Source organism: Magnetospirillum sp. WYHS-4, from assembly GCA_039908345.1.
Taxonomy (GTDB): domain Bacteria; phylum Pseudomonadota; class Alphaproteobacteria; order Rhodospirillales; family GLO-3; genus JAMOBD01.
Map to the genome: position 1 here is coordinate 1 of JAMOBD010000041.1, position 22383 is coordinate 22383.

The 22383-nt window shown below is 65.8% G+C and carries 22 protein-coding genes; 12 read left to right on the top strand and 10 right to left on the bottom strand.

The window, feature by feature from the left end; all coding sequences use genetic code 11:
- The 5 genes from cobJ to H7841_12120 all read left to right on the top strand — a co-directional run.
- A partial coding sequence (gene cobJ / locus H7841_12100; GenBank protein ID MEO5337619.1) for a precorrin-3B C(17)-methyltransferase occupies positions 1-1484 on the top strand: 1484 nt, incomplete at its 5' end.
- On the top strand, positions 1481-2257 hold the full coding sequence (gene cobM / locus H7841_12105; protein MEO5337620.1) for a precorrin-4 C(11)-methyltransferase: 777 nt from the start codon (positions 1481-1483) through the stop codon (positions 2255-2257). The genes cobJ and cobM, both read left to right, overlap by 4 nt.
- A 2-nt stretch (positions 2258-2259) precedes the next feature.
- On the top strand, positions 2260-3363 hold the full coding sequence (locus tag H7841_12110; protein MEO5337621.1) for a GNAT family N-acetyltransferase/peptidase C39 family protein: 1104 nt from the start codon (positions 2260-2262) through the stop codon (positions 3361-3363).
- A gap of 4 nt (positions 3364-3367) precedes the next feature.
- Positions 3368-4861, top strand: a complete 1494-nt coding sequence (locus H7841_12115; protein MEO5337622.1) for a RimK family protein — start codon at positions 3368-3370, stop codon at positions 4859-4861.
- A gap of 1 nt (position 4862) precedes the next feature.
- The gene (locus H7841_12120; protein ID MEO5337623.1) at positions 4863-5555 is read left to right on the top strand and encodes a protein-L-isoaspartate(D-aspartate) O-methyltransferase; all 693 of its coding nucleotides are present in this window, start codon (positions 4863-4865) and stop codon (positions 5553-5555) included.
- Here the strand turns inward: H7841_12120 and H7841_12125 are convergent, their stop codons facing one another.
- The 3 genes from H7841_12125 to H7841_12135 form a co-directional block, all read right to left on the bottom strand.
- The gene (locus H7841_12125; protein MEO5337624.1) at positions 5556-6356 is read right to left on the bottom strand and encodes a hypothetical protein; all 801 of its coding nucleotides are present in this window, start codon (positions 6354-6356) and stop codon (positions 5556-5558) included.
- Between the two features lie 18 nt (positions 6357-6374).
- Complete coding sequence (locus H7841_12130; protein MEO5337625.1) at positions 6375-6872, bottom strand: CarD family transcriptional regulator; 498 nt, start codon at positions 6870-6872, stop codon at positions 6375-6377.
- Between the two features lie 301 nt (positions 6873-7173).
- A complete protein-coding gene (locus H7841_12135; protein ID MEO5337626.1) occupies positions 7174-7509 on the bottom strand; it encodes a ferredoxin family protein in 336 nt (111 codons plus the stop codon).
- Between the two features lie 186 nt (positions 7510-7695).
- Between H7841_12135 and H7841_12140 the strand changes: the two genes are divergently transcribed.
- On the top strand, positions 7696-8775 hold the full coding sequence (locus H7841_12140; GenBank protein ID MEO5337627.1) for a hypothetical protein: 1080 nt from the start codon (positions 7696-7698) through the stop codon (positions 8773-8775).
- A gap of 3 nt (positions 8776-8778) precedes the next feature.
- On the opposite strand, the gene H7841_12145 is transcribed toward H7841_12140, so the two are convergent.
- The 5 genes from H7841_12145 to H7841_12165 all read right to left on the bottom strand — a co-directional run bounded on the left by H7841_12145 (position 8779) and on the right by H7841_12165 (position 13637).
- On the bottom strand, positions 8779-9912 hold the full coding sequence (locus H7841_12145) for a VacJ family lipoprotein (GenBank protein ID MEO5337628.1): 1134 nt from the start codon (positions 9910-9912) through the stop codon (positions 8779-8781).
- A 72-nt stretch (positions 9913-9984) separates the two neighbouring features.
- A complete protein-coding gene (locus H7841_12150; protein MEO5337629.1) occupies positions 9985-11163 on the bottom strand; it encodes a fused response regulator/phosphatase in 1179 nt (392 codons plus the stop codon).
- Positions 11160-11813, bottom strand: a complete 654-nt coding sequence (locus H7841_12155; GenBank protein ID MEO5337630.1) for an ATP-binding protein — start codon at positions 11811-11813, stop codon at positions 11160-11162. Before H7841_12155 ends, H7841_12150 begins: the two co-directional genes overlap by 4 nt.
- Positions 11814-11834: 21 nt before the next feature.
- Positions 11835-12140 carry an STAS domain-containing protein gene (locus tag H7841_12160; protein ID MEO5337631.1) on the bottom strand — a complete coding sequence of 102 codons (306 nt, stop codon included), beginning with the start codon at positions 12138-12140 and terminating at the stop codon, positions 11835-11837.
- 30 nt (positions 12141-12170) lie between these two features.
- Positions 12171-13637: a methyl-accepting chemotaxis protein gene (locus H7841_12165; GenBank protein MEO5337632.1), complete on the bottom strand. Its 1467-nt coding sequence runs from the start codon at positions 13635-13637 to the stop codon at positions 12171-12173.
- Between the two features lie 263 nt (positions 13638-13900).
- On the opposite strand from H7841_12165, the gene H7841_12170 reads away from it, so the two are divergent.
- The gene (locus H7841_12170; GenBank protein ID MEO5337633.1) at positions 13901-15943 is read left to right on the top strand and encodes a hypothetical protein; all 2043 of its coding nucleotides are present in this window, start codon (positions 13901-13903) and stop codon (positions 15941-15943) included.
- A 12-nt stretch (positions 15944-15955) separates the two neighbouring features.
- Complete coding sequence (locus tag H7841_12175; GenBank protein ID MEO5337634.1) at positions 15956-16459, top strand: acyl-CoA synthetase; 504 nt, start codon at positions 15956-15958, stop codon at positions 16457-16459.
- Positions 16460-16483: 24 nt separating this feature from the next.
- Here the strand turns inward: H7841_12175 and infC are convergent, their stop codons facing one another.
- Together infC and thrS are read right to left on the bottom strand one after the other, a co-directional pair.
- A complete protein-coding gene (gene infC, locus H7841_12180; protein MEO5337635.1) occupies positions 16484-16963 on the bottom strand; it encodes a translation initiation factor IF-3 in 480 nt (159 codons plus the stop codon).
- A gap of 110 nt (positions 16964-17073) precedes the next feature.
- Positions 17074-19008, bottom strand: coding sequence for a threonine--tRNA ligase (thrS, locus tag H7841_12185; protein MEO5337636.1), 1935 nt, complete (start codon positions 19006-19008; stop codon positions 17074-17076).
- Positions 19009-19205: 197 nt separating this feature from the next.
- Here thrS and H7841_12190 point away from each other — a divergent pair, with 197 nt between their 5' ends.
- The 4 genes from H7841_12190 to H7841_12205 all read left to right on the top strand — a co-directional run bounded on the left by H7841_12190 (position 19206) and on the right by H7841_12205 (position 22381).
- Positions 19206-20186, top strand: coding sequence for a hypothetical protein (locus tag H7841_12190; protein ID MEO5337637.1), 981 nt, complete (start codon positions 19206-19208; stop codon positions 20184-20186).
- A 420-nt stretch (positions 20187-20606) separates the two neighbouring features.
- Positions 20607-20975, top strand: a complete 369-nt coding sequence (locus H7841_12195; protein ID MEO5337638.1) for a response regulator — start codon at positions 20607-20609, stop codon at positions 20973-20975.
- A gap of 112 nt (positions 20976-21087) precedes the next feature.
- The gene (locus H7841_12200; protein ID MEO5337639.1) at positions 21088-21276 is read left to right on the top strand and encodes a hypothetical protein; all 189 of its coding nucleotides are present in this window, start codon (positions 21088-21090) and stop codon (positions 21274-21276) included.
- A 112-nt stretch (positions 21277-21388) separates the two neighbouring features.
- Positions 21389-22381, top strand: a complete 993-nt coding sequence (locus H7841_12205) for a CHAD domain-containing protein (GenBank protein ID MEO5337640.1) — start codon at positions 21389-21391, stop codon at positions 22379-22381.
- Positions 22382-22383: the final 2 nt, after the last annotated feature.

Below are 22383 nucleotides of genomic sequence, written 5' to 3' on the forward strand. Positions count from 1 at the left end.
GGCTGGCCCGGGCCGTGGCCGCCGTAACGGGAGGCCAGGCCGCCGTCACCACGGCGGGCGATATCGGGCTGGGCCTGGCTCTCGACGATCCGCCGCCCGGCTGGACGGTCGCCAATCCCGAGGCCGCCAAGAATGTCGCCAGCGCCCTGCTGGCCGGCGAGCCGGTGGGCCTGAAGGTGGAAGCCGGCGCCGCCGATTGGCTGGAAGGATTCGCCGCCGAGGGAGAGACCCGGGTCGTCGTCACGGACCGCGCCCTCGACACCCCGGCCCTGGTGCTGCATCCGCCGGTGCTGGCCCTGGGGGTGGGCTGCGAACGCGATGCGGCGCCGGAAGAACTGGCGGAACTGGTGGAGAGGACCCTGGCCGGGTCCGGCCTGGCGGCCGGGGCGGTGGCTTGCATCGCCTCCCTGGACCTCAAGATGGACGAACCGGCGGTCAACGCCCTGGCGGCCCGGCTGGGTGTGCCGGCCCGCTTCTTCACGGCCGCCGAACTGGAGGCGGAAACGCCGCGTCTCGCCAATCCGTCCGAGACCGTCTTTCGCGCCGTGGGTTGCCACGGGGTGGCGGAAGCCGCCGCCCTGGCGGCGGCTGGACCGGAAGCGGAACTGGTCGTCGCCAAGACCCGATCCGCCCGCGCCACCTGCGCCGTGGCCCGCGCCCCCCGTTCCATCGACCCCCTGGTTGTCGGCCGGGCGCGGGGCCGGCTGACCGTGGTCGGCGTGGGGCCGGGAACGCCCGACTGGCGCACCCCCGATGCCACCCGGGCGCTCCGCGAGGCCGAAGACGTGGTGGGCTACGGCCTTTACCTGGACCTGGTGGCCGACCTGACGGAAGGCAAGCGCCTGCATCAATCGGCCATGACCCAGGAAGAAGCGCGGGTGCGCATCGCCCTCGATCTGGCCGGCGAAGGCCGACGGGTGGCCCTGGTCTGTTCCGGCGACGCCGGCATCTACGCCCTGGCGACGCTGGCCTTCGAGTTGATCGACCGCGAGGACCGGGCCGACTGGAACCGCCTCGAGATCGTCGTTTCGCCCGGCGTTTCGGCCTTCCAGGCGGCAGGGGCGCGCCTGGGAGCACCCTTCGGGCACGACTTCTGCCTGATTTCGCTGTCCGACCTTCTCACGCCCTGGAAGGATATCGAACGGCGGCTGCGGGCCGCCGCCGAAGGCGACTTCGTGGTGGCCTTCTACAATCCGGTCTCCAAGCGGCGGCGCACCCAGTTGGCGGCGGCGCGCGACATCCTGCTGGGGTGCCGGCCGGCGGAAACGCCGGTCATGCTGGCCCGCAGCCTGGGCCGGCCGGAAGAAACCATCCGCCTCACCACCTTGGGGGCCCTGGTGCCCGAGGACGCCGACATGCTGACCCTGGTGGTGGTGGGGTCCAGCAACACGCGGACGCTGACGCAGGGCGGACGCACCTGGGTCTATACCCCCAGGGGTTATGAGGCTAAGATGGACCGCCACAGGGAGGGAAAACGCAAATGACGGTCCATTTCATCGGGGCGGGGCCCGGCGCCCCGGATCTCATCACGGTTCGAGGCCTGAACATCATCCGCCGCTGCCCGGTGGTGCTTTACGCCGGCTCGCTGGTCCCGAAGGAAGTGATCGCCGAGGCCCCCAAGTTCGCCCGCGTGGTCGATACCTCGTCCTTGACCTTGGGCGAGATCGTCGAGGAGATGTGCGGGGCCCATGCGGTCGGCCAGGACGTGGCGCGGGTCCATTCGGGCGATCCGTCCATCTACGGCGCCGTCGCCGAACAGATGCGCCGGCTGGACGAATTGAACATCCCCTACGACGTGACGCCGGGCGTACCCTCATTCGCGGCCGCCGCGGCGGCCTTGCGCCGCGAACTCACCCTGCCCGAGGTTTGCCAGACCGTGGTTCTGACCCGCACCGACGGCCGTTCGTCGCCCATGCCGGCGGGGGAAGACATCAAGGTCCTGGCCCGCACCGGGGCGACGCTCGCCATCCACCTGTCGGCCGCCGGCATCGCCAAGCTGGCCGAGGACCTGGCGGTCGAAGTGGGCGGGGACTGCCCCATCGCCATCATCCACAAGGCCAGTTGGCCCGACCAGCAGGTGATCCGCGGCACGCTCGCCGACATCGCCGCCAAGGCCAAGGAGGCGCGCATCGAACGAACGGCCATGGTCCTGGTGGGCAAGGCCCTGGCGGCGGAAGGCTTCGCCGATTCGAAGCTCTACGCCCCCGATCACCACCACGCCGGCCGCAAGGCCAAGACTTCGGCGAAGAAGAAATAGGCATGATCCGCCCCGCGGTTCTGAACGACGTGCCGGCCCTGTCGGTGCTGGAGGAACGGTGCTTCGATACCGACCGCCTGTCGGTGCGCAGTTTCCGGCACCTGCTGCGGGGCGGCCACGCCTCCCTGCTCGTCGACCGGGACGACGCCTCGGTTGCCCTGCGGGGCTACAGCCTGGTGCTCTACCACCGCAATACCTCGCTGGCCCGCCTTTATTCCTTCGCCGTCGATCCGGATTTCCGCCGCCAAGGCGTCGCCAAGCGACTTCTGGCGGCGTCGGAAGGCATCGCCCGCGACCACGATTCCATCTCGATGCGACTCGAGGTGCGTTCCGACAACGCGGGCGCCATCGCCTTCTATACCCAGGCCGGCTACCGGCAGTTTTCCACCTATCCCGACTACTACGAGGATCACGTGGACGCCCTGCGCATGGAAAAGCGCCTGGCGGCCCATCTGCCCCCCGACCTGTCGCCGGTGCCCTACTATCCGCAGTCGCTCGAATTCACCTGCGGGCCGGCCTGCATCATGATGGCCATGAAGGCGCTGAAGCCGGCCATGGCCCTGGACCGCATGCTGGAACTGCGGCTCTGGCGCGAGGCGACCACCATCTTCATGACCTCGGGGCACGGGGGATGCAGCCCCTTCGGCCTGGCCTTGTCGGCCTGGAACCGGGGGTTCGACGTGGAGGTCCACGTCTCCGACGACGTGGCGCTCTTCGTCGACACGGTGCGCAGCGAGGAAAAGAAGGAAGTCATCCGCCTGGTGCAGGAGGATATCCTCAACGACATCGCCAAGACCGGCATCCGCGTTTCCTACGAGCCTTTGGCCCTGACCGAGGTGCGGGCGCGTTTCGATGCCGGCGGCATCCCCGTGGTGCTGGTCAGCACCTACCGCCTGACCGGCGACAAGGCGCCCCACTGGGTGACCGTCACGGGCTTCGACGAGCATTTCGTCTATATCCATGAACCCTACGTCGACCACGAAGAGGACGAGACCGATACCATGTGCATGGGCATTCCCATTCCCCTGGGCGACTTCGAGCGCATGATGCGCTACGGCCGCACCAAGCAATACGCCGTCGTCGTCCTGCGGAAGGAGGCTCCGTAATCCCATGGCGGCGACACGCTACATCATCGTCATCGACCGACTGGCCGATTGGCGCTGGAGCACCGAAGGGCTCACCGTCCAGACCGTGGACGACTACCTGGCGGCCGCCATCCCCCAGAAGAGGCGCCCGGCCCGCGTCATCAACCTCTGCCGCCGCTACAAGTACATGACGGCGGGCTATTACTGCTCCCTGCTGGCCGAGGCGCGGCGCGAAAGCCCCATTCCCACCGTGGCCGACATCCTGGATTTGTCGCGCAAGAGCCTCTACGCCTTCGCCATGCCGGACCTGGAAGTGATCCTGCGCAAGATCCTCGCGCGCCTGATCGATCCTCCCCAGGCCGATTTCGACATCCACGTCTTCTTCGGCCGGTCCGACGACGTGCGCTTCCGCAAGCTGGCGGTGGCGGCCTTCGACCTGTTCCGCTATCCGCTGCTGCGGCTCCGGGTGGTGCGCAAGAAGAACTGGCACATCAAATCGATCCGGCCCATGGGCCTGCACGAGGTCAGGGCGCCGCTGTCGCCCTTCTTCGAGGAGATGCTGCGCCGCTATTCCCGCGCCCCTTCGGCGGCCAAGCGCAAGGACCGCAAGCCGGCGCTCTACGACCTGGCGATCCTGTTCGATCCCAACGAGAAGATGCCGCCGTCCAACGTCGGCGCCCTGGAACGCTTCGTGCGCGTGGGGCGCGAACTGCGCATCGACGTGGAAATGGTGACCGCCAAGGACTACCACCGCATCCCCGAACACGACGCCCTGTTCATCCGCGAAACCACGGCCATGGACAACCATACCTTCCGCTTCGCCCGCAAGGCGGAACTGGAAGGCATTCCGGTGATCGACGATCCGGTTTCCATCCTGCGCTGCACCAACAAGGTCTACCAGTCGGAAGCGCTGCGCGCCGCGGGTGTCCCGACGCCCCGCACCGAGGGCATCAACCGTGCCACCTTCGACGAAGGCAAGCTGGCCGGGCTGGAGGAAACGCTCCACTATCCCATGGTGCTGAAGATTCCGGACGGCTCGTTCTCGCGCGGGGTGGTGAAGGCCGACAACCGGGCCCAGTTGCTGGAACATGCCGCCAAGTTGTTCGCCCGCTCGCGCATCATCCTGGCCCAGGAATTCATGTATACGTCGTTCGACTGGCGGATCGGGGTGCTGCGCGGCAAGGCGCTCTACGCCTGCCAGTACCTGATGTCGCGCAAGCACTGGCAGGTGGTGAACCACAAGGGCGACGGCACGGCGGCCGAAGGGGGCTTCCGCACCCTGCCCATCGAGGAGGCCCCGGCCGACGTGGTGACCACGGCGGTCAAGGCGGCGGCGCAGATCGGCAACGGGCTTTACGGAGTCGACTTGAAACAGAACGACCGCGGCGTCTTCGTGATCGAGGTCAACGACAACCCCAACCTCGACCACGGAATCGAGGACAAGTACCTGAAGGGCCGGCTCTACGAGCTGATCCTGGAGGAATTCATCCGCCGCATCGAGCTGTCGCGGATCGCCTAGGATGACCGTCGACGAGGCCCGGCTGAAGGAGCTGCGCCGGCGCCTGATGGACGAGATTCGCGCCGACGCGGCCGAAACCCGGCGCTTCACCGGGCGGGCTGCCTTTTCGCCCGCCGTCATGGAGGCCATGGCCAAGGTGCCGCGCCATCTGTTCGTCGCCGAGGACGACATCCCCTACGCCTACGGCAACCGCCCGCGCGAGATCGGCCACGGCCAGACCATCTCGCAGCCCTACATCGTCGCCTTGATGACCGACCTGCTCGATCCCGATCCCTGCGACCGGGTGCTCGAGATCGGCACCGGTTCGGGCTACCAGAGCGCGGTCCTCGCCGAAGTGGTCGCCGAGGTCTGGAGCATCGAAACCATCGAGCCCCTGGCCCGGCAGGCGGCCGAACGGCTGAAGCGGCTGGGCTACGCCAACGTCCGCGTGCGTCACGGCGACGGCTACGAGGGCTGGCCGGAGGAAGCCCCCTTCGACGGCATCCTGGTCGCCGCCGCCCCGCCCGAGGTCCCCGAGGCCCTGCTCGCCCAACTGAAGCCGGGCGGACGGCTGGTGATTCCGGTCGGCCTGCCCTACGATACGCAGATCCTCATGGTCTGCACCCGAAACGCGGCCGGCAAGCCGGCCTGCGAGGAAATCCTCCCCGTCGCCTTCGTGCCCATGGTCAAGGGGCGCCATCAATTCCGGCCTTAGTCAGGCGTCGATGAACTCCACCGGCTCGCCTTCGGGCGAGAAGCAGACGGCGGAAAGGGGGCCGCCGAAACCGCAGCCCTGGTCCAGGGTGGCGGTATGGGGGCCGACGCGGGCGCCCCCCTTGCGGGGATCGAAGCCGCGCACCACCAGGCGATAATCGGAATAGGGCTCGGCGATGCGGTCGAAGTCGGGACCGCCCCACCAGAAGCTGTCGGCCTGCTGCGACAGCGGCCGGGCCGGATCGAGGCCGGCGCTGACGAACAGCAACCGGCCGTCCCGGGTGAAGGCGGCATGCTTGAGCGCGCTCATCAATTCGCCATGGCCCGGCCGGGCGCGCATGCCGTCGCGCAACGCGCTGGTCCATTTGGTCAGGAAGGTCGCCCCCTGCCCCGCCGCCCGGAGGCCGTCGTCGGGCTTGCCGCCGTAGGCGGCGATGGTGGCCGCCACGCCCTGCCCGAGCATCCAGTCGATCACCTGGCGTGGCCCGACCGAAAACTGCACCTGCTGGAGCTTCTGCCACATTTCTTCCTGGCAGCCGCGCAGATAGGCCAGGTCGCAGACATGGGCACCCGGGCGGGCCAGCAATTCGCGGCGAAACAACAGGATCTCGTCGAGGGTCTCTTGGACCTTCGCGCCATGACCCAGGTAGTTGCCCAGGTAGACCAGGCTCTCGCCCGGTTCGATCCGGCCGGCCAAGTGGGCGTGCAGGGCGGCGAGACGCTCGGCCTCGCCGTGCACCGCGGCGATCGCCCAGACCCGTCGGCCGGGACGCAGCGGCGCGAAGGGCTTGCGATCCGCCATGTCCCCCGGCCCTCTGGATCAGGCGGCCCGGAGAACCTGTTCGAGCTTGGCGGTCGCCTTGTCCTTGTCGATCTTCTCGACGGCGGCCAGTTCGCAGGCCAGGCGATCGAGCGCCGCCTCGTAGATCTGGCGCTCGCTGAAGGACTGGTCCGGCTGGCCCGCGTTGCGGTGCAGGTCGCGCACCACCTCGGCGATGGAAACCGGATCGCCCGAATTGATCTTGGCTTCGTATTCCTGGGCGCGGCGGCTCCACATGGTGCGGCGCACCTGGGCCTTGCCGCGCAACGTGGTGAGCGCGCTGTCCATCAGCTTGCGCGACGACAGGCGGCGCAGGCCGGAATTCTTGGCCTTGGTCACCGGAACGCGCAAGGTCATGCGCTCCTGGGAAAACGAGATCACGAACAGATCCAGCGTGTGGCCGGCGATCTGCTGGGTCTCGATGCTTTCGACCTTACCCACCCCATGGGTCGGATAGACGACGTAATCCCCCGGATTGAACACGAACTCGATGGCCATGACCTTCACTTTCATCCTTCATGCCCGCGGCCGGGGAAAACCCGCCCCAACCATCCGCCTCGGCCCTACTGGCCGATGCCGACGATCTGCCTGGGAAACCCGATCGCCACCTTAGAACGGCTGTTTGACCGGCATCCTGCCGGCCGTCCAGCCGCGATTCCTGACAAAGAGGAAGCCGGCCCCTCTCCGGAGCCGGCGTGACTATGGGTATATCACAAGGGGGCACAAAAATACAGCCCCAATCGCGTGTGGTTATTCGCACCCGCGAAAAGGCCGGGGACTTCGGGCCTTCGGCCGGCGATCAGGAACCGGTGCCGGGCTTGTCGCTGAGCATGGCCAGCTTGTTCGGCTTGCCGTTCCACTCGTCGGCGTCGGACAGCGCGTCGTGCTTGTGGGTAAGGTTGGGCCAAACCTGGCTGTACTTGGCATTGATCTCCTGCCACGGCTGGACCCCGTCGGTGGTGTCGGGCACGATAGCCTCGGCGGGACACTCCGGCTCGCAGACGCCACAGTCGATGCATTCGTCGGGATTGATGACCAGGAAGTTCTCGCCCTCGTAGAAGCAGTCGACGGGACAAACCTCGACGCAGTCCGTGAACTTGCACTTGATACAGTTTTCGGTGACGACGTAAGCCATGGCGTTCTCCCTGGTGGCGGCCGGCGAAACGTTCGTCCGGTCCCGCGAACGCGTAGCACAGCCAACGGGCCGCGACAACCCTTCGCTCTTTGGGGACATCACGTGCCCTGGCATTGCTCGAGCGGGCATGTTATGGTTATCAAAGAGTTAATTTCGTGCCTTCGGGAATAGGGGGAGGCCGCCGCGATGGGGATCACGACGGTTCTGTCGACCGTCACGGTTCGCGAAATGTCGAATGCCCAACTGCTCCTGCAGATGGGGCGCTATAATGTGACCCGGCGCCTGGACGACCAGGCCGAGGTGGTCGGGGTCGCCTCCCAGAAGATCGACTCGGCGACCCGCGAAAGCGCCCAGTGGGAGAGCTTGCGTGACGATCTGGCGGAGGTCGGCCGCTATATTCAGGCGGTGGTGGATCAGGTGGGATCGATCCAAACCACCGTCAAGAAGATGACCACCACGGCCTATTCGGCCCGCAATCAGGATTCGATCAGTTCGGATACCTATAAGTTTTCCTTCGACGCCGGTCTGCGCAGCGTCAACAGCGCGGCGAAAGACAACAGCCTGGTGCCGAACCTGCTGGGCAGCGCACCGGTCAGCGACTACAGCTACAAGACCAATCTATCCGGGGAGTACGCCACCCTGGAGCCGCACTTCGTGGGCAGCGACTACTATATCCTGGACAGCGACGGCAAGAAGTGGGTTCGGGAAGCGGACTACCAACTGGTCCTGCAACGCCGCGATGCCACGACCGGCGCCGCCACGGGGGAACAGGCCAATCTTTCCACCGGCATACGGCTCGACAGCTTCGATACGTCCACCGGGGCGGTGACCTTCACCCTTCAGGACCCAACGACCGGGGCGTGGGACGATAGTTATAGCGGCACGGTTTACCGCAGCGGCCTCAAGATCCTCGATTCCTGGCTTTACGACGGGCTGGCGACGACAACCGGCCGATCCAACGCCCTGATCGATCTGCACCGGGCCCGCTCGGCCGTCGACGTGCAACTTGCCAAGTACCAGGCGGCGCTGAGCGCGGCCACTTACCACGACGAACGTGCGCGGGAAGGCATCGAGGGCCTGACCAACAAGGTGGACAGCCTGACCGCCCAGCAGCTTCTCGCCCTCCAGGAGGTCGATACGAAGAGCCAGTTCGTCAACGGACTCAACCGCCTGGCCGTGCAGGCCAATACCAACGTCCGCCTCGAATACTTCCGGATGTTCGAGGCCAATACCTTCACGCGGAACTTGGTGGACGCGCTGGCTTGATCCTCAGTTCAACATCGTGCAGAAGGCATTTCCCGCCTGCAGGTGGGCACAGGCGGCCGTTCCCTGCACAGGTTCCGGGAAGGCCGCCATGAGTCGCACGTAGGTTTGCGAGCCCATTCGAACCTCGGTGAAGGCAGGTTCCGCACCGGACAGCGTTCCGCCGTGACGTTCGAGCAAGGTTTCCCAGCCCGTCAGGGCTTCGTCGTGGCTGGTGTAGGACCCCAGATGAACCCGGGTCTCCTTCGGTGCCAAGGCCAGGGGCTTGGCGATCTTGGCAGGCGCGGCCCGAGGCTTGACGGAAGGGGGAGGGGCGGCGGCGGCGGGAAGATCGGCAGCGAGCGATGGCACCGGCGGGGCGGCGGCCGAGGGAGACGAGGCCGGGCGGGAGGGCGCGTCCGGTTCCAGCATCGGGCCTGGCGGCAGATCGGGAGCGACGCCGTTGGCGATTTCGCTCGCCCGGCGCTGGCGGTAGGCGCTGCGTAACGTCGCGTAATAGTCGACCGAGGTCCTTTCCAATTGGTCCAAGGTTTCCAGATTACGGGCGCGCCAATCGACGGCTTCCATGCCCGCACGGGCGTAGATCGCCTCCTCATGGCCGGTATTGGCGGCCAGGATGTTCAGGGGATCGAGGAACAGGTCGGCCAGCATGCCCAAGGCATCGCGGGAACTGGACGGTCCCAGGGCGGGAAGGACCACGTAGCCGCCATCTCCGAGGCCCCACGCCCCCAGCGTCTGGCCGAAATCCTCGTCGTGGAAGGGCAGGCCCCAGTCGGCGGCGGGATCGCCCAGCCCCAACACTCCGATCGTGGAATTGATGGCGAGGCGGGCGGCGGTGGTGCCGGCCCGCTCTCCCTCGCCCTGCAGCAGATCGTGAAGCAGGATGATGGGCGAACGCAGGTTGTTGAGCACGTTGTGCATCGCGGTTCTCGCCGGCGGCGGCACGAGCGCCTCGTATAGCTCGGCGACGGGCCGGAATAGTAAGGTATCCAGGGCACGGTTCGCTTCGAAGGTGGCGCGGTTCACCGCCTCGGCGGGATCGGCGTCCGCGTCGGTCTGGCCGCCCGGGCTGGCACAGGCTCCCAGCGCCAAGGCCAGGAACAAGGCCGGCACGACACCGGCCATCTTGGTCGTGGTCATCGTTCTGACTCCCCCTTCGAAGGCGGGTGGGAACCCGCGGAATCAGAATCGAGTCAATGTCTTAACAAAGATTCAACGGCGCGCCAGCCAGACCGCGGTAAGGTCGTCGGGGATCGGCAGGACCACCCGGGCGCGGAAGCCTTCGATCAGCCGATCGAGAGGCGGCAGGCTGGAAGGAACGCCCAGAACGGCTTGAACCAATCGCATCACCCCGTCGTCGTCGAGCACGGTTCCGTCCCGCAGGGGACTCTCCAGCAAGGCATCGCTGTAAAGGAACAGGAAGGAGCCCGGCGGAAAGTCGACCTCGCGTGCCTCGTAGGACCAGTCGGCCACGATGCCAAGAGGCAGGCCGCCGCCTTCCAGAAACCGGGTGCCCTGCCCGGACCCGTCGCCCAGGATCGGCCGCGGGGCCCCGGCGGTGGCGTAGGCCAGGCGGCCGGCCGCGCAATCCAGGATGCCGAGGAACATGGTGGCGTATTGTTCGACCGGCAGCAGCGCCGTCAGGCGGGCCCCCAGGGCCGAAAGCCAAGCGTCGGGCCGAAAGTCGGCGGGCGGGTTCTGTTCGATCAGCGTATGCAGGCGCAAGGTGTTGAGCGCCGCGTTGATCCCGTGGCCGGAGAAGTCGGCTGAATAGATGCAGAGCCGCCCGTCGTCCAGCGGAAAGGCCCCCCAGATGTCGCCGCCCAGTTCGGTGGAAGACTCGGCATGGGAATCGAGGACGAGGGCGAAGCGGGCCTCCAAAGCCTCGACCGCCTCGTCGGTGGGGAGAAGCGCCGATTGAGTCTGGGAGGCCAGTTCTAGGTCGGCACTGACCCGCGCCTGATAGTCCTGCAGGCTTCGGACCAGGACCCGGTTTTCCAGATGGATTCGGACGCGTGCCAGGAATTCCTGGGTGTTCAGCGGCTTGGTCACCAAGTCGGTGGCGCCGGCACGGAATACCATCGCCCGTTCCTCGACTGCCCCAAGGGCGGTCTGGACGAGCACCGGAAGATCGGCCCAACGCGAATCGCCGCGCAACCGGCCGAGCATCTCGATTCCATCCATCACCGGCATCATGATGTCGAGGACGACGAGGTCCGCTTCCTCCGCCTCCAGGGCGGCAAGGCCCTCCAGGCCGTTGTTGGCGATCCGGATTCGTCGGATGCCGAGCACCTCCAGGTAGGTCTGGACCAGACGCTGGTTATGCAACTGGTCCTCGACCACGAGGACGCGGCAACGGGACAAGTCGATATCCCCCTTGGGGGCGATCATCGGTGGAACCTCATGGCGATCCGGCTGCCGCGGGCGGAGAAGGAGACTTGATCGGCCAAGTCGGCGATGATGGTAAGTCCGCGACCGGAAGCCTCCCGCCACGGGCGCGAGGCCAGATCCTCGGACAGATAGCCGCGTCCGCGGTCGAGGACCGCGATCTCGATGTCGGCGGCCGTCCAGCGGGCGGCCACGACCACAGCGCGGCCACCGAAGGCCGGATCGGCCAGGCGCGCGGTGGCGGTCTCGCTGAAGTGCAGAAAGGCGTCGGTGCTTTCCCGCGAAAAGCCGGACATTTCCAGGCTGCCATGCATGACGGCATTGGCTAGGGCCTCCTGCAGGGCGGTGGCGATGGCATCGGTCCGTTCGGCCGCCAGTCCCAGTCGCCTCGCCAAGGCCGAGGTAAAGACAAAGGCCAGGTCGGACCCGATGGCCTGGTGTGCCGTCACCGCCAGCGCCATGCCCCCCGCCGCACGAGCGGCGGTGACCTCCGCCAGGGCGATCTCGTCGTCGACCCCCGGCTCGACGGCGCAACACCCCGGTCCTTCCAGGGCGGCCGCGAGGCCACCCGCTCCGGGTTCCGCAAGAAAGGGAAGAGGCGAGACGAGGCTCGCTTCGGGGGGTCCCGACGGGGATGGGGCCTTGAAAGGCATCGGCTCGTCCGCCCGTCTTGTTCAGTCCTCGATCCGGAACACGGCCGAGAACTTCTGCCCGACGAACAGTCGCTGCACCTGTCCCTGCGCCCCCTTGAGGACCAGCGCGACTCCCGCCTTCGCCGCCGTGTCGTTGCCCAAAAGGAGCATGCCCATCCCTGCCGAGTCAATGAATTCGAGTTGCCCCAGGTCGAGCACCACTTGGCGCGCCCCCCCGCCGCCCACGGCGCCCAGGATGGTCCGGAACGCCGCATGGTCGGCGAAGGTGAAACGCCCGCCGAGCCGATAGGTGGTGGTATCGCCGGATTTGTCTTCGCGGATGTCCAAGGTGGCGGGCTCCCGTTGCTTGCCGGAGCGTCAGGATAGCTTGAAGCCCATGCGAAGGCTACCCCAGTGTCGGTTTTCCACCATGATGGGGGCGGACAGATCCTTCATCATGACAAATGTTCCGCCGCCCATGTCGCGGCGGTAGGTCTGCATCAGCAATGGCCTGGTGTTGCGCGCCGCAGCCAAGCCGGTACGGTCGTCGAACAGGCGGCGATTGCGGCAGTTGGCGTTGTTCCACACCGGATCGGCGCCTTGCGGCTTGGAGAACTTGGTATTGTGGGTGGGCAGGAAGCCATTGCGGTCGACGGCCGCCGAAAACACCACCCGCGGATCGAGCTCCAGCAAGGGTTCCTGCAGGGACGGCAGCAGGCGGTCGGTCAGGGTGACGAAGCGGGTCATATGCTGCTGCGGGTTGCTGCCGACGATGGGCTTGTAGGTTTCGTCGAACAGGTCGGCCAGGGTGATATCTCCCCGCCGCACGGCATCGCCGAACAGCTGGCCGATGCGCGCGGCCGTCGCCGTCACTCCCTCGATCAGATGGGAATCCCGAGTCTTGAAACCGCTGCCGGCGATATAATCGATCAAACGTTCGCTGAGATTGAGCAGTTGGACGATGCGGTCGTCGGCCTGCTTCAGGTTCTGGCTGGTCAGATTGACACCGTCCACCAAATCCTGGAGTTCCTTCACCACGGCATCGCTTTTGCCCAAGTTGGTCCGGGTGGCTTCGGTGATCGATTCCACCTGCTGTTCGACGCTCCGGAAGGACGAGTGGAAGGTCTCCACCGCCGCGTCGATGGTGCCGACGCTGCCGTTCACCGAATTCGCCGTGCGTAGCGCCTCGGTGCTCTCCGAGACCAGGCTCTCGATCTGGCTGGTCAGGCGCTGCACGGTCTCGTTGATTTCGGTGGTCGAGCGAGCCGTCTGGTTGGCGAGATTCTTCACCTCCCCGGCCACCACCGCGAAACCCTTGCCGGCTTCGCCCGCTCGCGCCGCCTCGATGGTGGCATTCAGGGCCAAAAGGTTGGTCTGCTTGGCGATGGCCTGGATGCCGGTGGCAATACCGGTCACCGCCCGCAACGATTCGTCCAGGCTTTGCAGGCGGTGTTCGATGGCTCCCATGGAATCGGCCAAGCGGCGGATATCGGTCACCGCCCCGCCGATGGCCTGGCGGGAATGTGCCAGTTGTCCCGAAGCGGCCTGGGCAACGTGGCGGGTCTGGCGGCCGGCATCGTCGATGTTGTGAGTCGCTTCGGTCATCTCGCCGACGATGGATCGCAAACGGTCGAACAGAGTCACCTGATGGGCAACGAACCGTGCCACTCCCTCGATGGTGCCGGCAATATCCGCGACCTCCATTCCGATGGCCTCGGCGTGCTGGAGGCTTTCGGCGGCAAAGCGATCGGCGGCGGCAGCCGGAGCGCCCATCCCGACTTCCGACATGCTCGCGGAAGAAGGACGCCCGGCCGCGTCCTGCGGCGGAAAGACGAGCTGGTTCATTTTTCGTCCCCTGCCGCGCCGGACATTTGTTTTGATTCTCGGCGCGTCGTTATGATTGCATCGCCTAATATTAAGTCCGGCTCCTCATGATGTCATTAAAAAACAAAGTCGCTCTATATTATGATATGATAATAATATGGTTCCTTTATTGGCGATAGTTATATGCGGGCACGAATCGCAACTCCGGGAGGCCAGACCCCGGAGCGGAGCGGTTGCCTTGGGAGGGGGGTGGGGATAAGCTCCCCGGGTTGGGAGGGCGGCCCATGGCGGATGACGACGAACCGGAAGGAAGATCGGAAACTGCGGGAACCTTTGGGCCCGCGGTTCTCGCCGACCGGTTCCTGATCGATCCGGCCGTCCATTTGCCCGATTACGATTCGCCTTCCGCCCGCGCCTATGCCGTCGAAGACCGGCGCGACTCCAGCCGCCAACTCTTCGCCCTGGTTTGCACCCCGGGACTGCCCGCGCGCGTGCGGCTCATGGCCCAGCTCAAGGGCGCCGCCATCCGGGGGCTTCTGCCCCTGGTCGAGTGGGGCGCCATCCACTGGCCGCCCAGCGGCCAGCACTGCATGGTCGCGGTGTTCGAGAGGCCCAAGGGGGGGCGCGTCGTCCCTCTGGATGCGGCCAAGATCGCCCGGATCAACGAATACGATCTGCCCCGCCGGGTGATCGAACCGATCCTGGTCGCCCTGCAAGACCTGAACTCCCGAGGCAGCGCCGTCCATCGGGCGATTCGTCCGACCAACTTGTTTTACCTGGACGAGTCCAGACAGGAAATCGTTCTTGGCGAATGCGTCACGGCGCCGCCGGGCTTCGACCAGCCGGTGATCTCGGAAGTCATCGAACGCGGCATGGCCAATCCGGCCGGACGGGGCGACGGCACCATGGCCGACGATCTCTATGCCCTGGGGGTGACCCTGGTCTTTCTGCTATTGGGCTATAGCCCGGTCGGGGACATGACCGAGGAGGAAATCCTCATCGCCAAGGTCGAACAGGGGTCCTACGCCAGCATCTGCGGCAATGCCCGAGTGCCGCTTTCCATGCTGGAACCCCTGCGCGGCATGCTCAGCGACGATCCGCGGGAGCGGTGGGGCATCGAGGCCCTGGATCTCTGGATCAACGGACGCCAGATGACCCCGATCCAGAAGCGGGCGGCACAGAAGGCCGACGCCCCCTTCGCCTTCGGAGGCCACAACCACGTGACCACCCGAACCCTGGCCCGATCCTTTTCGCGCAACGTCCGCGAGGCCGCCAAGGTCGTACGGACGGAGCACTTCGAGAACTGGATCCGCCGCAACATGCAGATGCCGACGCTCGGCGACATGATCGGCAATCTGTTGAAGGAGGCGGAACAGCAAAAGCAACTACCGGCCGGCTCGGACGAAGTCGTGATCGCCAAGGTATGCATGCAGCTCGATCCAGCGGGACCGATCCGTTACAAGGCGCTGTCGTTCATGCCGGACGGTTTCGGCAGCATGATCGCCGTCGAACTGCTGCGCCAGGGCAACAACCAGATGAGTGGCGAGGTTCTGGCCCGGGACCTTCCCGGCTTCTGGCTCACCCAGCAGGGCGCCTTCTATCCCGAATACGCAGTCTGGGAGCGGAACTTCACGCAGCTCAAGGGGTTTCTCAAAATCAACGATGTGGGCTACGGGATCGAGCGCTGCCTCTACGAACTCAATCCGGAAATGCCCTGCCAGAGCGCTATCCTGCTCAAGCATTACGTGGCCACAATCCGCGATCTGCTGCCGGCCCTCGACGAAGCGGCCAAGACGGCGGACTTGAAGACCAATCCCATGGACCGCCATATCGGCGCCTTCATCGCGGCGCGGTTCAACGAGAATATCGACCCTCATCTCCGTGCCCTGGCCGATTCCAAGGAGGAAACCTTCCTGATCGGCATGCTGAGTCTGCTGGCCTTCCTGCAGTGGCGGTTGCGCATCGAGCCGATGTACGGGCTGTCGAGTTGGATCGGCGGGTTGCTGGGACCGGCGATCAACACCTACCACAGCCGCACCACCCGCCGGGAAATCGAAAAGGAAATCCCCAAGCTGGTGCGCCAGGGCAGCCTGCCCGACCTGTTCGACCTGATCGACAACCCGGAAAAACGGCGCCTCGACATCAATGCGTTCAACGTGGCCTGCCAGCAGTTTGCCGAAGCCGAGGCCGAGGTCGAGAAAATCGAAAACAGCGAGGCGGCCAACGCCGAGTCGATGGAACGGGTCGGCCAGCAGGCGGCGGCCATGACCTCGGTGGTCATCACCATGATCGTGGTCGCGATTCTGTTCATCGTACAATATTTGTGAAGGTGAATCGCCATGGCGAAGCAGGGCAGGGCCCCCGTATCCCCGAAAGGCGCCAAGCAGGCCCCGGCCAAGAAGCAGAGCGCCCCCATGACCATGGTGGGCATCGCGGCAGCCTTGGTCGGTTTGGTGGTCGTGGCCTTGCCGACGGTAACCCTGATGTTCATCGGGCTTCTGCCCACGGTCGTCGCCTACGTCATCGACCGCAGCCCCCAGAAATACGCCACCTTCTGCGTGGGCGGCATGAACTTCTGTGGGGTCTTCCCCTACGTGCTGGATCTCTGGCGCGGTGCGCACACCATGGCCGGCGCCTTCAAGTTTCTGACCAACGCTTTCGCCCTGCTACTGATGTACGGATCGGCGGCCTTCGGCTGGGCGCTGTTCGCCGCCATTCCTCCGGTGGTGGTCGCCGTCTTGACGGTGATCTCGCAACGACGCGTTTCCACCCTGCGCACCAATCAACGGCGCATCATCGAGGAATGGGGCGAGGACGTCGCCAAGGTCATGGGCAAGGGATAGTGCCGCCGACGGCGGCCCCTGTCCTTACCTCGGCGCGACGATCATGGTGATGGCACGGCCTTCGGAGCGGGCCGATTGTTCCATCTTGGAAACCGGGTCGAGGTCGACCCGAACCCTTTCCAACACCACCATGCCCAGATCCTGGTGCGCCATCTCGCGGCCCCGGAAGCGGATGGTGAACTTCACCTTGTCCCCTTCCTCCAGGAAGCGGCGAGCGGCACGCAGCTTGACATCGTAGTCGTGCGTGTCGATGCCGGGGCGCATCTTGATCTCCTTGATCTCGATGACCTTCTGCTTCTTCTTGGCCTCGTTGCGCTTCTTCTGCTCCTCGTACTTGAACTTGCCGTAATCGAGGATCTTGCAGACGGGCGGCTCGGCATTCGGCGAGACCTCGACCAAGTCGAGACCGGCTTCGAAAGCCAAGCGAATTCCATCGCGGACCGTGAAGACGCCCAGCATGTCGCCGTCGGCGCCGATGACCCGCACTTCGGGCGAGTCGATCATATCGTTGACGCGGGGCCCGCCTTTGGCCGGGGCCTGCGCGAAAGTACGCTTTTGAGTGGTCAACTAATCCCTTCCTGAACCCTATTCGGACGATTGCAGCCGAACCCCCCTCAGTCCATGGCGGACGGGCCTGCCGCTTCGGCGCTCAGTCTAGCAACGGCGTCTTGAAGCGCAAGGACTTCTTGGCGCTCCTGCCCCAAACGGCGCATGGCGACGGTCCGATCGGCCGCTTCGCGCCCGCCGACGGCCAGGATCACCGGCACCTTGGCGAGACTGTGTTCGCGGACCTTGTAGTTGATCTTCTCGTTGCGCAAGTCGGTCTCGGCGCGCAGCCCCACTTTCTTCAGGGCGGCCTGGACTTCGCGGGCGTAGGCGTCGAACTCGTTGGTGATGGGGGCCACCATCACCTGAAGCGGTGCCAGCCAGATGGGCAGCTTGCCCGCATAATGTTCGATCAGGATGCCGGTGAAGCGCTCCAGGGAGCCGAACAGAGCCCGGTGGAGCATGACCGGTCGGTGCTTCTGACCATCCTCCCCCACATAGGAGATGTCGAAGCGCTCCGGCAGGTTCTGGTCGACCTGGAGCGTCCCGCACTGCCAGTCGCGGCCGATGGCGTCGCGCAGCACGAATTCGAGCTTGGGGCCGTAGAAGGCGCCCTCGCCGGGATTGTAGCCGTACTCGTAGCCCATGTGGTCGAGGGCCGACTTGAGCGCCCCCTCCAGCAGATCCCAGGTGGCGTCCGAACCGATGCGCTTTTCCGGACGGTCGGAAAACTTGATGCGCACCTCGGTGAAGCCGAAGTCCTTGTAGATGTCCATGATGAGCGCCACCACCTTGCGGCACTCGTCCTCCATCTGCTCGGGCGTGCAGAAGATATGGGCGTCGTCCTGGGTGAAGGCGCGCACCCGCATGATGCCATGCAGGGAGCCCGACGGCTCGTAGCGGTGCACCTTGCCGAATTCGGCCATGCGCCGGGGCAGGTCGCGGTAGCTGGTGATGCCCTGCTTGTAGACCTGGATGCCGCCCGGGCAGTTCATCGGCTTCACCGCGTAGACGCGTTCGTCCTCGCGGTCGGGGAAGAAGCGGGTGAAGAACATGTTCTCGCGGAAGGTATCCCAGTGGCCCGAGGTGACCCACATCTGGCGGTCCATGATCTCGGGCGTCGCGATCTCCACGTAGCCGGCGTCGTCCTGGCGGCGGCGCATGTAGTCGATCAGGCTGCGGAACAGGGTCCAGCCCTTGGGATGCCAGAACACGGCGCCCGGCGCTTCCTCCTGGAAATGGAAAAGGTCCATCTCGCGGGCCAGGCGGCGATGATCGCGCTTTTCCGCCTCCTCCAGCATGGTCAGATGGGCCTTGAGCTGCTTGTCGTCGGCCCAGGCGGTGCCGTAGATGCGTTGCAGCATCTCGTTGCGGGAATCGCCGCGCCAGTAGGCGCCGGCCAGCTTGGTCAGCTTGAAGGCCTTGCCCAGCTTGCCGGTGGACGGCAGGTGGGGGCCGCGGCACAGGTCCAGAAAGGCGCCCTGGCGATAGACCGAGATGGTCTCGGAGGCGGGAAGGTCCTCGATGATCTGGGCCTTGTAGTGTTCGCCCTTGTCCTTGAAGAAGCGGATGGCGTCGCCGCGGTCCCATTCCTCGCGGGTGATGGCTTCGTTGCGGTCCACGATCTCCTTCATGCGGGCCTCGATCTTCTCGAGGTCCTCGGGCGTGAAGGGGGCGGGGCGCGAGAAGTCGTAGTAGAAGCCGTTCTCGATGGCCGGGCCGATGGTCACCTGCACCTCGGGATAAAGCTCCTTCACCGCCTCGGCCATCACATGGGCGGCGTCGTGGCGGATCAGTTCAAGGGCCTCGGCGTCCTTCCCGGTAACGATGGACACCCCCGCGTCGGCGGCGATGGGAAGCGACAGGTCCCGGAGTTGCCCGTCGACGCGCACCGCCAGCGCGGCCTTGGCCAGGCCCGCGCCGATGGAGGCGGCGATCTCGGCGCCCGTCACGGGCCCGTCATAGGAACGGACGCTGCCGTCCGGCAAGGTGATGGCGACCATGGCTTCGACTTTCCTGCGTTAAGGGCTGGAAATGTAGGCGTTGGGTCGCGGGTGTCAAGAAAGGAACGCCAAGTCAGGATCGCCGCGAATCAAAGCAACCAAGGACCTGGCCCTTCTTCGCCCCTTCTTCGTGAGGTGACGGACGGCGTCGGCAATGGCATGATGGGGTCATCGTCCACGTTTCGGAATGACCGATCTTGTCCGCCGCGCCGCGCGTCAACGATATGGGGCTGGTCTACGCCTTCTCCGTGGCCGGGGGAAAGGCGACCGCCATCCTAGCCGATTCCGCGGCCGCCGACGAAGCCGACTACGTCTGGTATCACGTCAACCTGGCTACCGAGCCGGGCCGACGTTGGCTGGACGGCCATGCCGGCCTGCCGCCGCAACTGGTTTCGTCGCTGGTGGATCGCAGCGAGGAGCCCGGAGCTTATCCTTTCGGAACCGGGCTGATGCTGGTCCTGGAAGACCGGCTGCGCGAATTCGACCACAACACCCAGGAACTGTCGGAACTGCATGTCTGGATCGAGCCCCGCCGGGTCATCACCCTGCGCTGGCATCCCCTGTCGGCCACCGACCGGTTGCGCTTCCGTCTGGAAGTGGGCGGTGCACCCGCCACCGCCATGGCGCTGTCCATCGACCTGATGGGCGAGATCGTCACCGATATCGAAGGCATCGCCGGCCGGACCCGCGACCGGCTGGACGTGCTGGAAGACCGCGTCCTCGACGACGTTAGCGCGGGAATCGCCGGCGAACTGGGCGCCATCCGCCGCGAGGCGATCAAGCTCCGGCGCCGCATTCTGCCGCTTCGCGAGGTAGCCAGCACCCTAGTCGAGGCCGATCTCGACTGGATCCGGCCCGAGGACCGCCAGCGCCTCGATCCCCTCCAGGGGCGCATCGACCGTGCCGGCAGCGGAATCATCGAATGCCAGGAACAGGCCCGCCTGCTCCAGGACGAAGTGACCGCCCGCGCCGCCGAACGCAACGGCCGCAATCTCTATATCCTGTCCGTGCTGACCGCCGTCCTGCTGCCCCTCAATCTGGTGACCGGCGTCTTCGGCATGAATGTCGCCGGCCTCCCCGGACTCCACGACGATCTGGCCTTTTTCTGGGTCATGCTGGGCATGGTGGCGGTCGGCGTCGGCGCCATCGCGGTGTTCAAGCTGAACCGCTGGTTCTGATTCCGTCACCGAAGTCTCACGCCGTTGTCACGAATCCGCGTTTCCGTTCCCCCAGGATTCGGAAAACCGCGAACGGGGAGTCGGCGATGACCATCCTGGTGCTCAATTCGGGAAGTTCCTCCATCAAGTACCGCCTGTTCGACCTGCCCGGCCTCCGGGAAATCGAGGGCGGCCAGATCGAGGAAATCCGCGACCACGAAACCGGCCTCGAAGCCATCGTGGCCAACCTGAAGACCGGCGCGGCGGCGTCATCGTTCTGTTGCGCAACTGAATCCGAAACGCAATCGAAGAAGGGCAAACTCCAAGCGGCACGGAAAGATGGCGGTCCTGAACATCGCCGGAACGGCTCCCTTTTCCAGCGACCGGACAGTACGGGATTATGCGCGCGACATTTGGGGCATCGACCCCGGGAGGTAAATCATGGAGAACCGGCCGATCCTGATCGTCGACGACCACCCGCCCACAGCCGCCTTTCTGGGCGCCGCGTTGCAGGCGGGCGGCTACCAGACGGTGGTGGCCCGCGATGGCTTCGAGGGCGTCCGCATGGCCCGAGACCACCTGCCGGCCCTCATCTTCATGGACTTCCTGCTGCCCGAGCTGTCCGGGCTGGCGACGGGACGGATGATCCGCAGCGAAGAGATGCTGTCCGACATCCCCATGGTCGCCATGACGGCCTTTCCCTTCCAGGAAGGCGAGGAACTGTTCCTCGGGGAGGGGTTCGACGGCTACCTGCCCAAGCCGATCGACATTCGGACGTTGCTGGCCACCGCCGCGCGCTTCTGCGGCTGAAATGCCAAGGAACCATCATCGATTCTTCATGCCGGGCGATTTCCGGACTCGCTAGGATGCCCGCCGATGAACGGGAATTCCGTGGGCTAACCTGGGTAATCGGGAGACAGTTATGTCGTTTTGCTTGTCTTGGCGGGAGGCCGGAATCGAACCGCCTCTCCACGAGGTGATGTCCGACCCTATCGTCCATCTGGTGATGCGCCGCGACGGTATCGACGCGACCCATGTCTGGTCGGTGCTCTATCCGGCTGCGGGGGCCCTCCTGCGCCGGCACAGGGAGCGTGTGCGGGCTGCCGCCTGACCGCGACGGCCACTGCCGCTTGTTCGCGAGTCTCCGATTTGTCACCGAAACTTCACGGAGCCGGCGTTCCGGTCCCACTAAGATGCGCCGCGCCGCCTTCCTGGGTTCCCGCATGAACGACCACCGTCCGCAAGCTCTTCCGATTCTTGAACAATCCGCCATCGACTTGGCATCGGTTCCCCGCTGGCCATCGCCGGGATCGGTCGAGGACTGCTTCAGCGCCACCCTGAGGAAGGGCCTCGACGGCCTGCTGCGCTGGGAAGAGACGGCCTATTCCTCCGACGATATCGAGGGCGTCCACCAAATGCGGGTCTCGGCCCGGCGTATGCGTTCCGCCCTGCCCATGTTCCGCCCCGCCCTGCCCAATGCCGTCACCGAGCCCTGGGCTCTGGAGATGCGCTGGGTCGGGGGGTGGCTGGGCCGGGCCCGCGACCTGGATGTCCTGGTGCTGCGGGGCCTGTCGGATGCCATCGCCGATCCCGGTCATCCCGGTCACGGCAAGCTGGCGGCCTTGGCCGAACACCATCGACGGGTGGCGCGCGATACGGTGCGCCAGCGCATCAAGGGCAGCCGCTACCGGCGATTCACCTCCGGATTCGTCGATTGGGTGGATGGCCGCCGCTGGCATGAGGAGGATCTCTCCCCGGTCCATCGCCGCATGCTGGAAGGGGCTGCCGCCGATTTCGCCCGCGCCGTTCTGGAACGCCGCATGCACCAGACCTTGCGAACCGGCGAACGCTGCGGCTCCTACGAGCCGGCAGCCATGCACCGGCTGCGGCTGCAGTGCAAGAAGCTGCGCTACGCCGCCGAATTCTTCACTCCGTTCTTTCCCGGCATCGAGGACTTCGTCCGCCAGACGGTCGATCTTCAGGAGTTGCTGGGCGTGATGAGCGACATCATGGTCATCGAACGCCTGACCCGCGAGATGCTGCGCTATGAGGACGATCCGGACCTTCTGGCCTATTCGACCCTGCTCACGGCCCGGCGCCTCAAACGCTACCGCGCCGCCGAGGCCGGCTTCGCCCAGTCCTGGCAGGAACTCCTGGGTGTTCCGCGGCCCTGGCGCCACGCCATTCCCATCCTCGCACCCGAGGAGGCCGGGTAAGG

Bases quoted from the DNA above. Each gene is read 5' to 3' on its own strand.
- H7841_12130 (MEO5337625.1), bottom strand. From the start codon at position 6,872: ATGGCCATCGAGTTCGTGTTCAATCCGGGGGATTACGTCGTCTATCCG.
- H7841_12150 (MEO5337629.1), bottom strand. From the start codon at position 11,163: ATGATCGCCCCCAAGGGGGATATCGACTTGTCCCGTTGCCGCGTCCTC.
- H7841_12125 (MEO5337624.1), bottom strand. From the start codon at position 6,356: ATGGCGGATCGCAAGCCCTTCGCGCCGCTGCGTCCCGGCCGACGGGTC.
- infC (MEO5337635.1), bottom strand. From the start codon at position 16,963: ATGATCGACTCGCCCGAAGTGCGGGTCATCGGCGCCGACGGCGACATG.
- H7841_12140 (MEO5337627.1), top strand. From the start codon at position 7,696: ATGGGGATCACGACGGTTCTGTCGACCGTCACGGTTCGCGAAATGTCG.
- H7841_12110 (MEO5337621.1), top strand. From the start codon at position 2,260: ATGATCCGCCCCGCGGTTCTGAACGACGTGCCGGCCCTGTCGGTGCTG.
- H7841_12120 (MEO5337623.1), top strand. From the start codon at position 4,863: ATGACCGTCGACGAGGCCCGGCTGAAGGAGCTGCGCCGGCGCCTGATG.
- thrS (MEO5337636.1), bottom strand. From the start codon at position 19,008: ATGGTCGCCATCACCTTGCCGGACGGCAGCGTCCGTTCCTATGACGGG.
- H7841_12155 (MEO5337630.1), bottom strand. From the start codon at position 11,813: ATGCCTTTCAAGGCCCCATCCCCGTCGGGACCCCCCGAAGCGAGCCTC.
- H7841_12175 (MEO5337634.1), top strand. From the start codon at position 15,956: ATGGCGAAGCAGGGCAGGGCCCCCGTATCCCCGAAAGGCGCCAAGCAG.
- H7841_12115 (MEO5337622.1), top strand. From the start codon at position 3,368: ATGGCGGCGACACGCTACATCATCGTCATCGACCGACTGGCCGATTGG.
- H7841_12195 (MEO5337638.1), top strand. From the start codon at position 20,607: ATGGAGAACCGGCCGATCCTGATCGTCGACGACCACCCGCCCACAGCC.
- H7841_12135 (MEO5337626.1), bottom strand. From the start codon at position 7,509: ATGGCTTACGTCGTCACCGAAAACTGTATCAAGTGCAAGTTCACGGAC.
- H7841_12145 (MEO5337628.1), bottom strand. From the start codon at position 9,912: ATGACCACGACCAAGATGGCCGGTGTCGTGCCGGCCTTGTTCCTGGCC.
- cobM (MEO5337620.1), top strand. From the start codon at position 1,481: ATGACGGTCCATTTCATCGGGGCGGGGCCCGGCGCCCCGGATCTCATC.
- H7841_12170 (MEO5337633.1), top strand. From the start codon at position 13,901: ATGGCGGATGACGACGAACCGGAAGGAAGATCGGAAACTGCGGGAACC.
- H7841_12165 (MEO5337632.1), bottom strand. From the start codon at position 13,637: ATGAACCAGCTCGTCTTTCCGCCGCAGGACGCGGCCGGGCGTCCTTCT.
- H7841_12200 (MEO5337639.1), top strand. From the start codon at position 21,088: ATGTCGTTTTGCTTGTCTTGGCGGGAGGCCGGAATCGAACCGCCTCTC.
- H7841_12205 (MEO5337640.1), top strand. From the start codon at position 21,389: ATGAACGACCACCGTCCGCAAGCTCTTCCGATTCTTGAACAATCCGCC.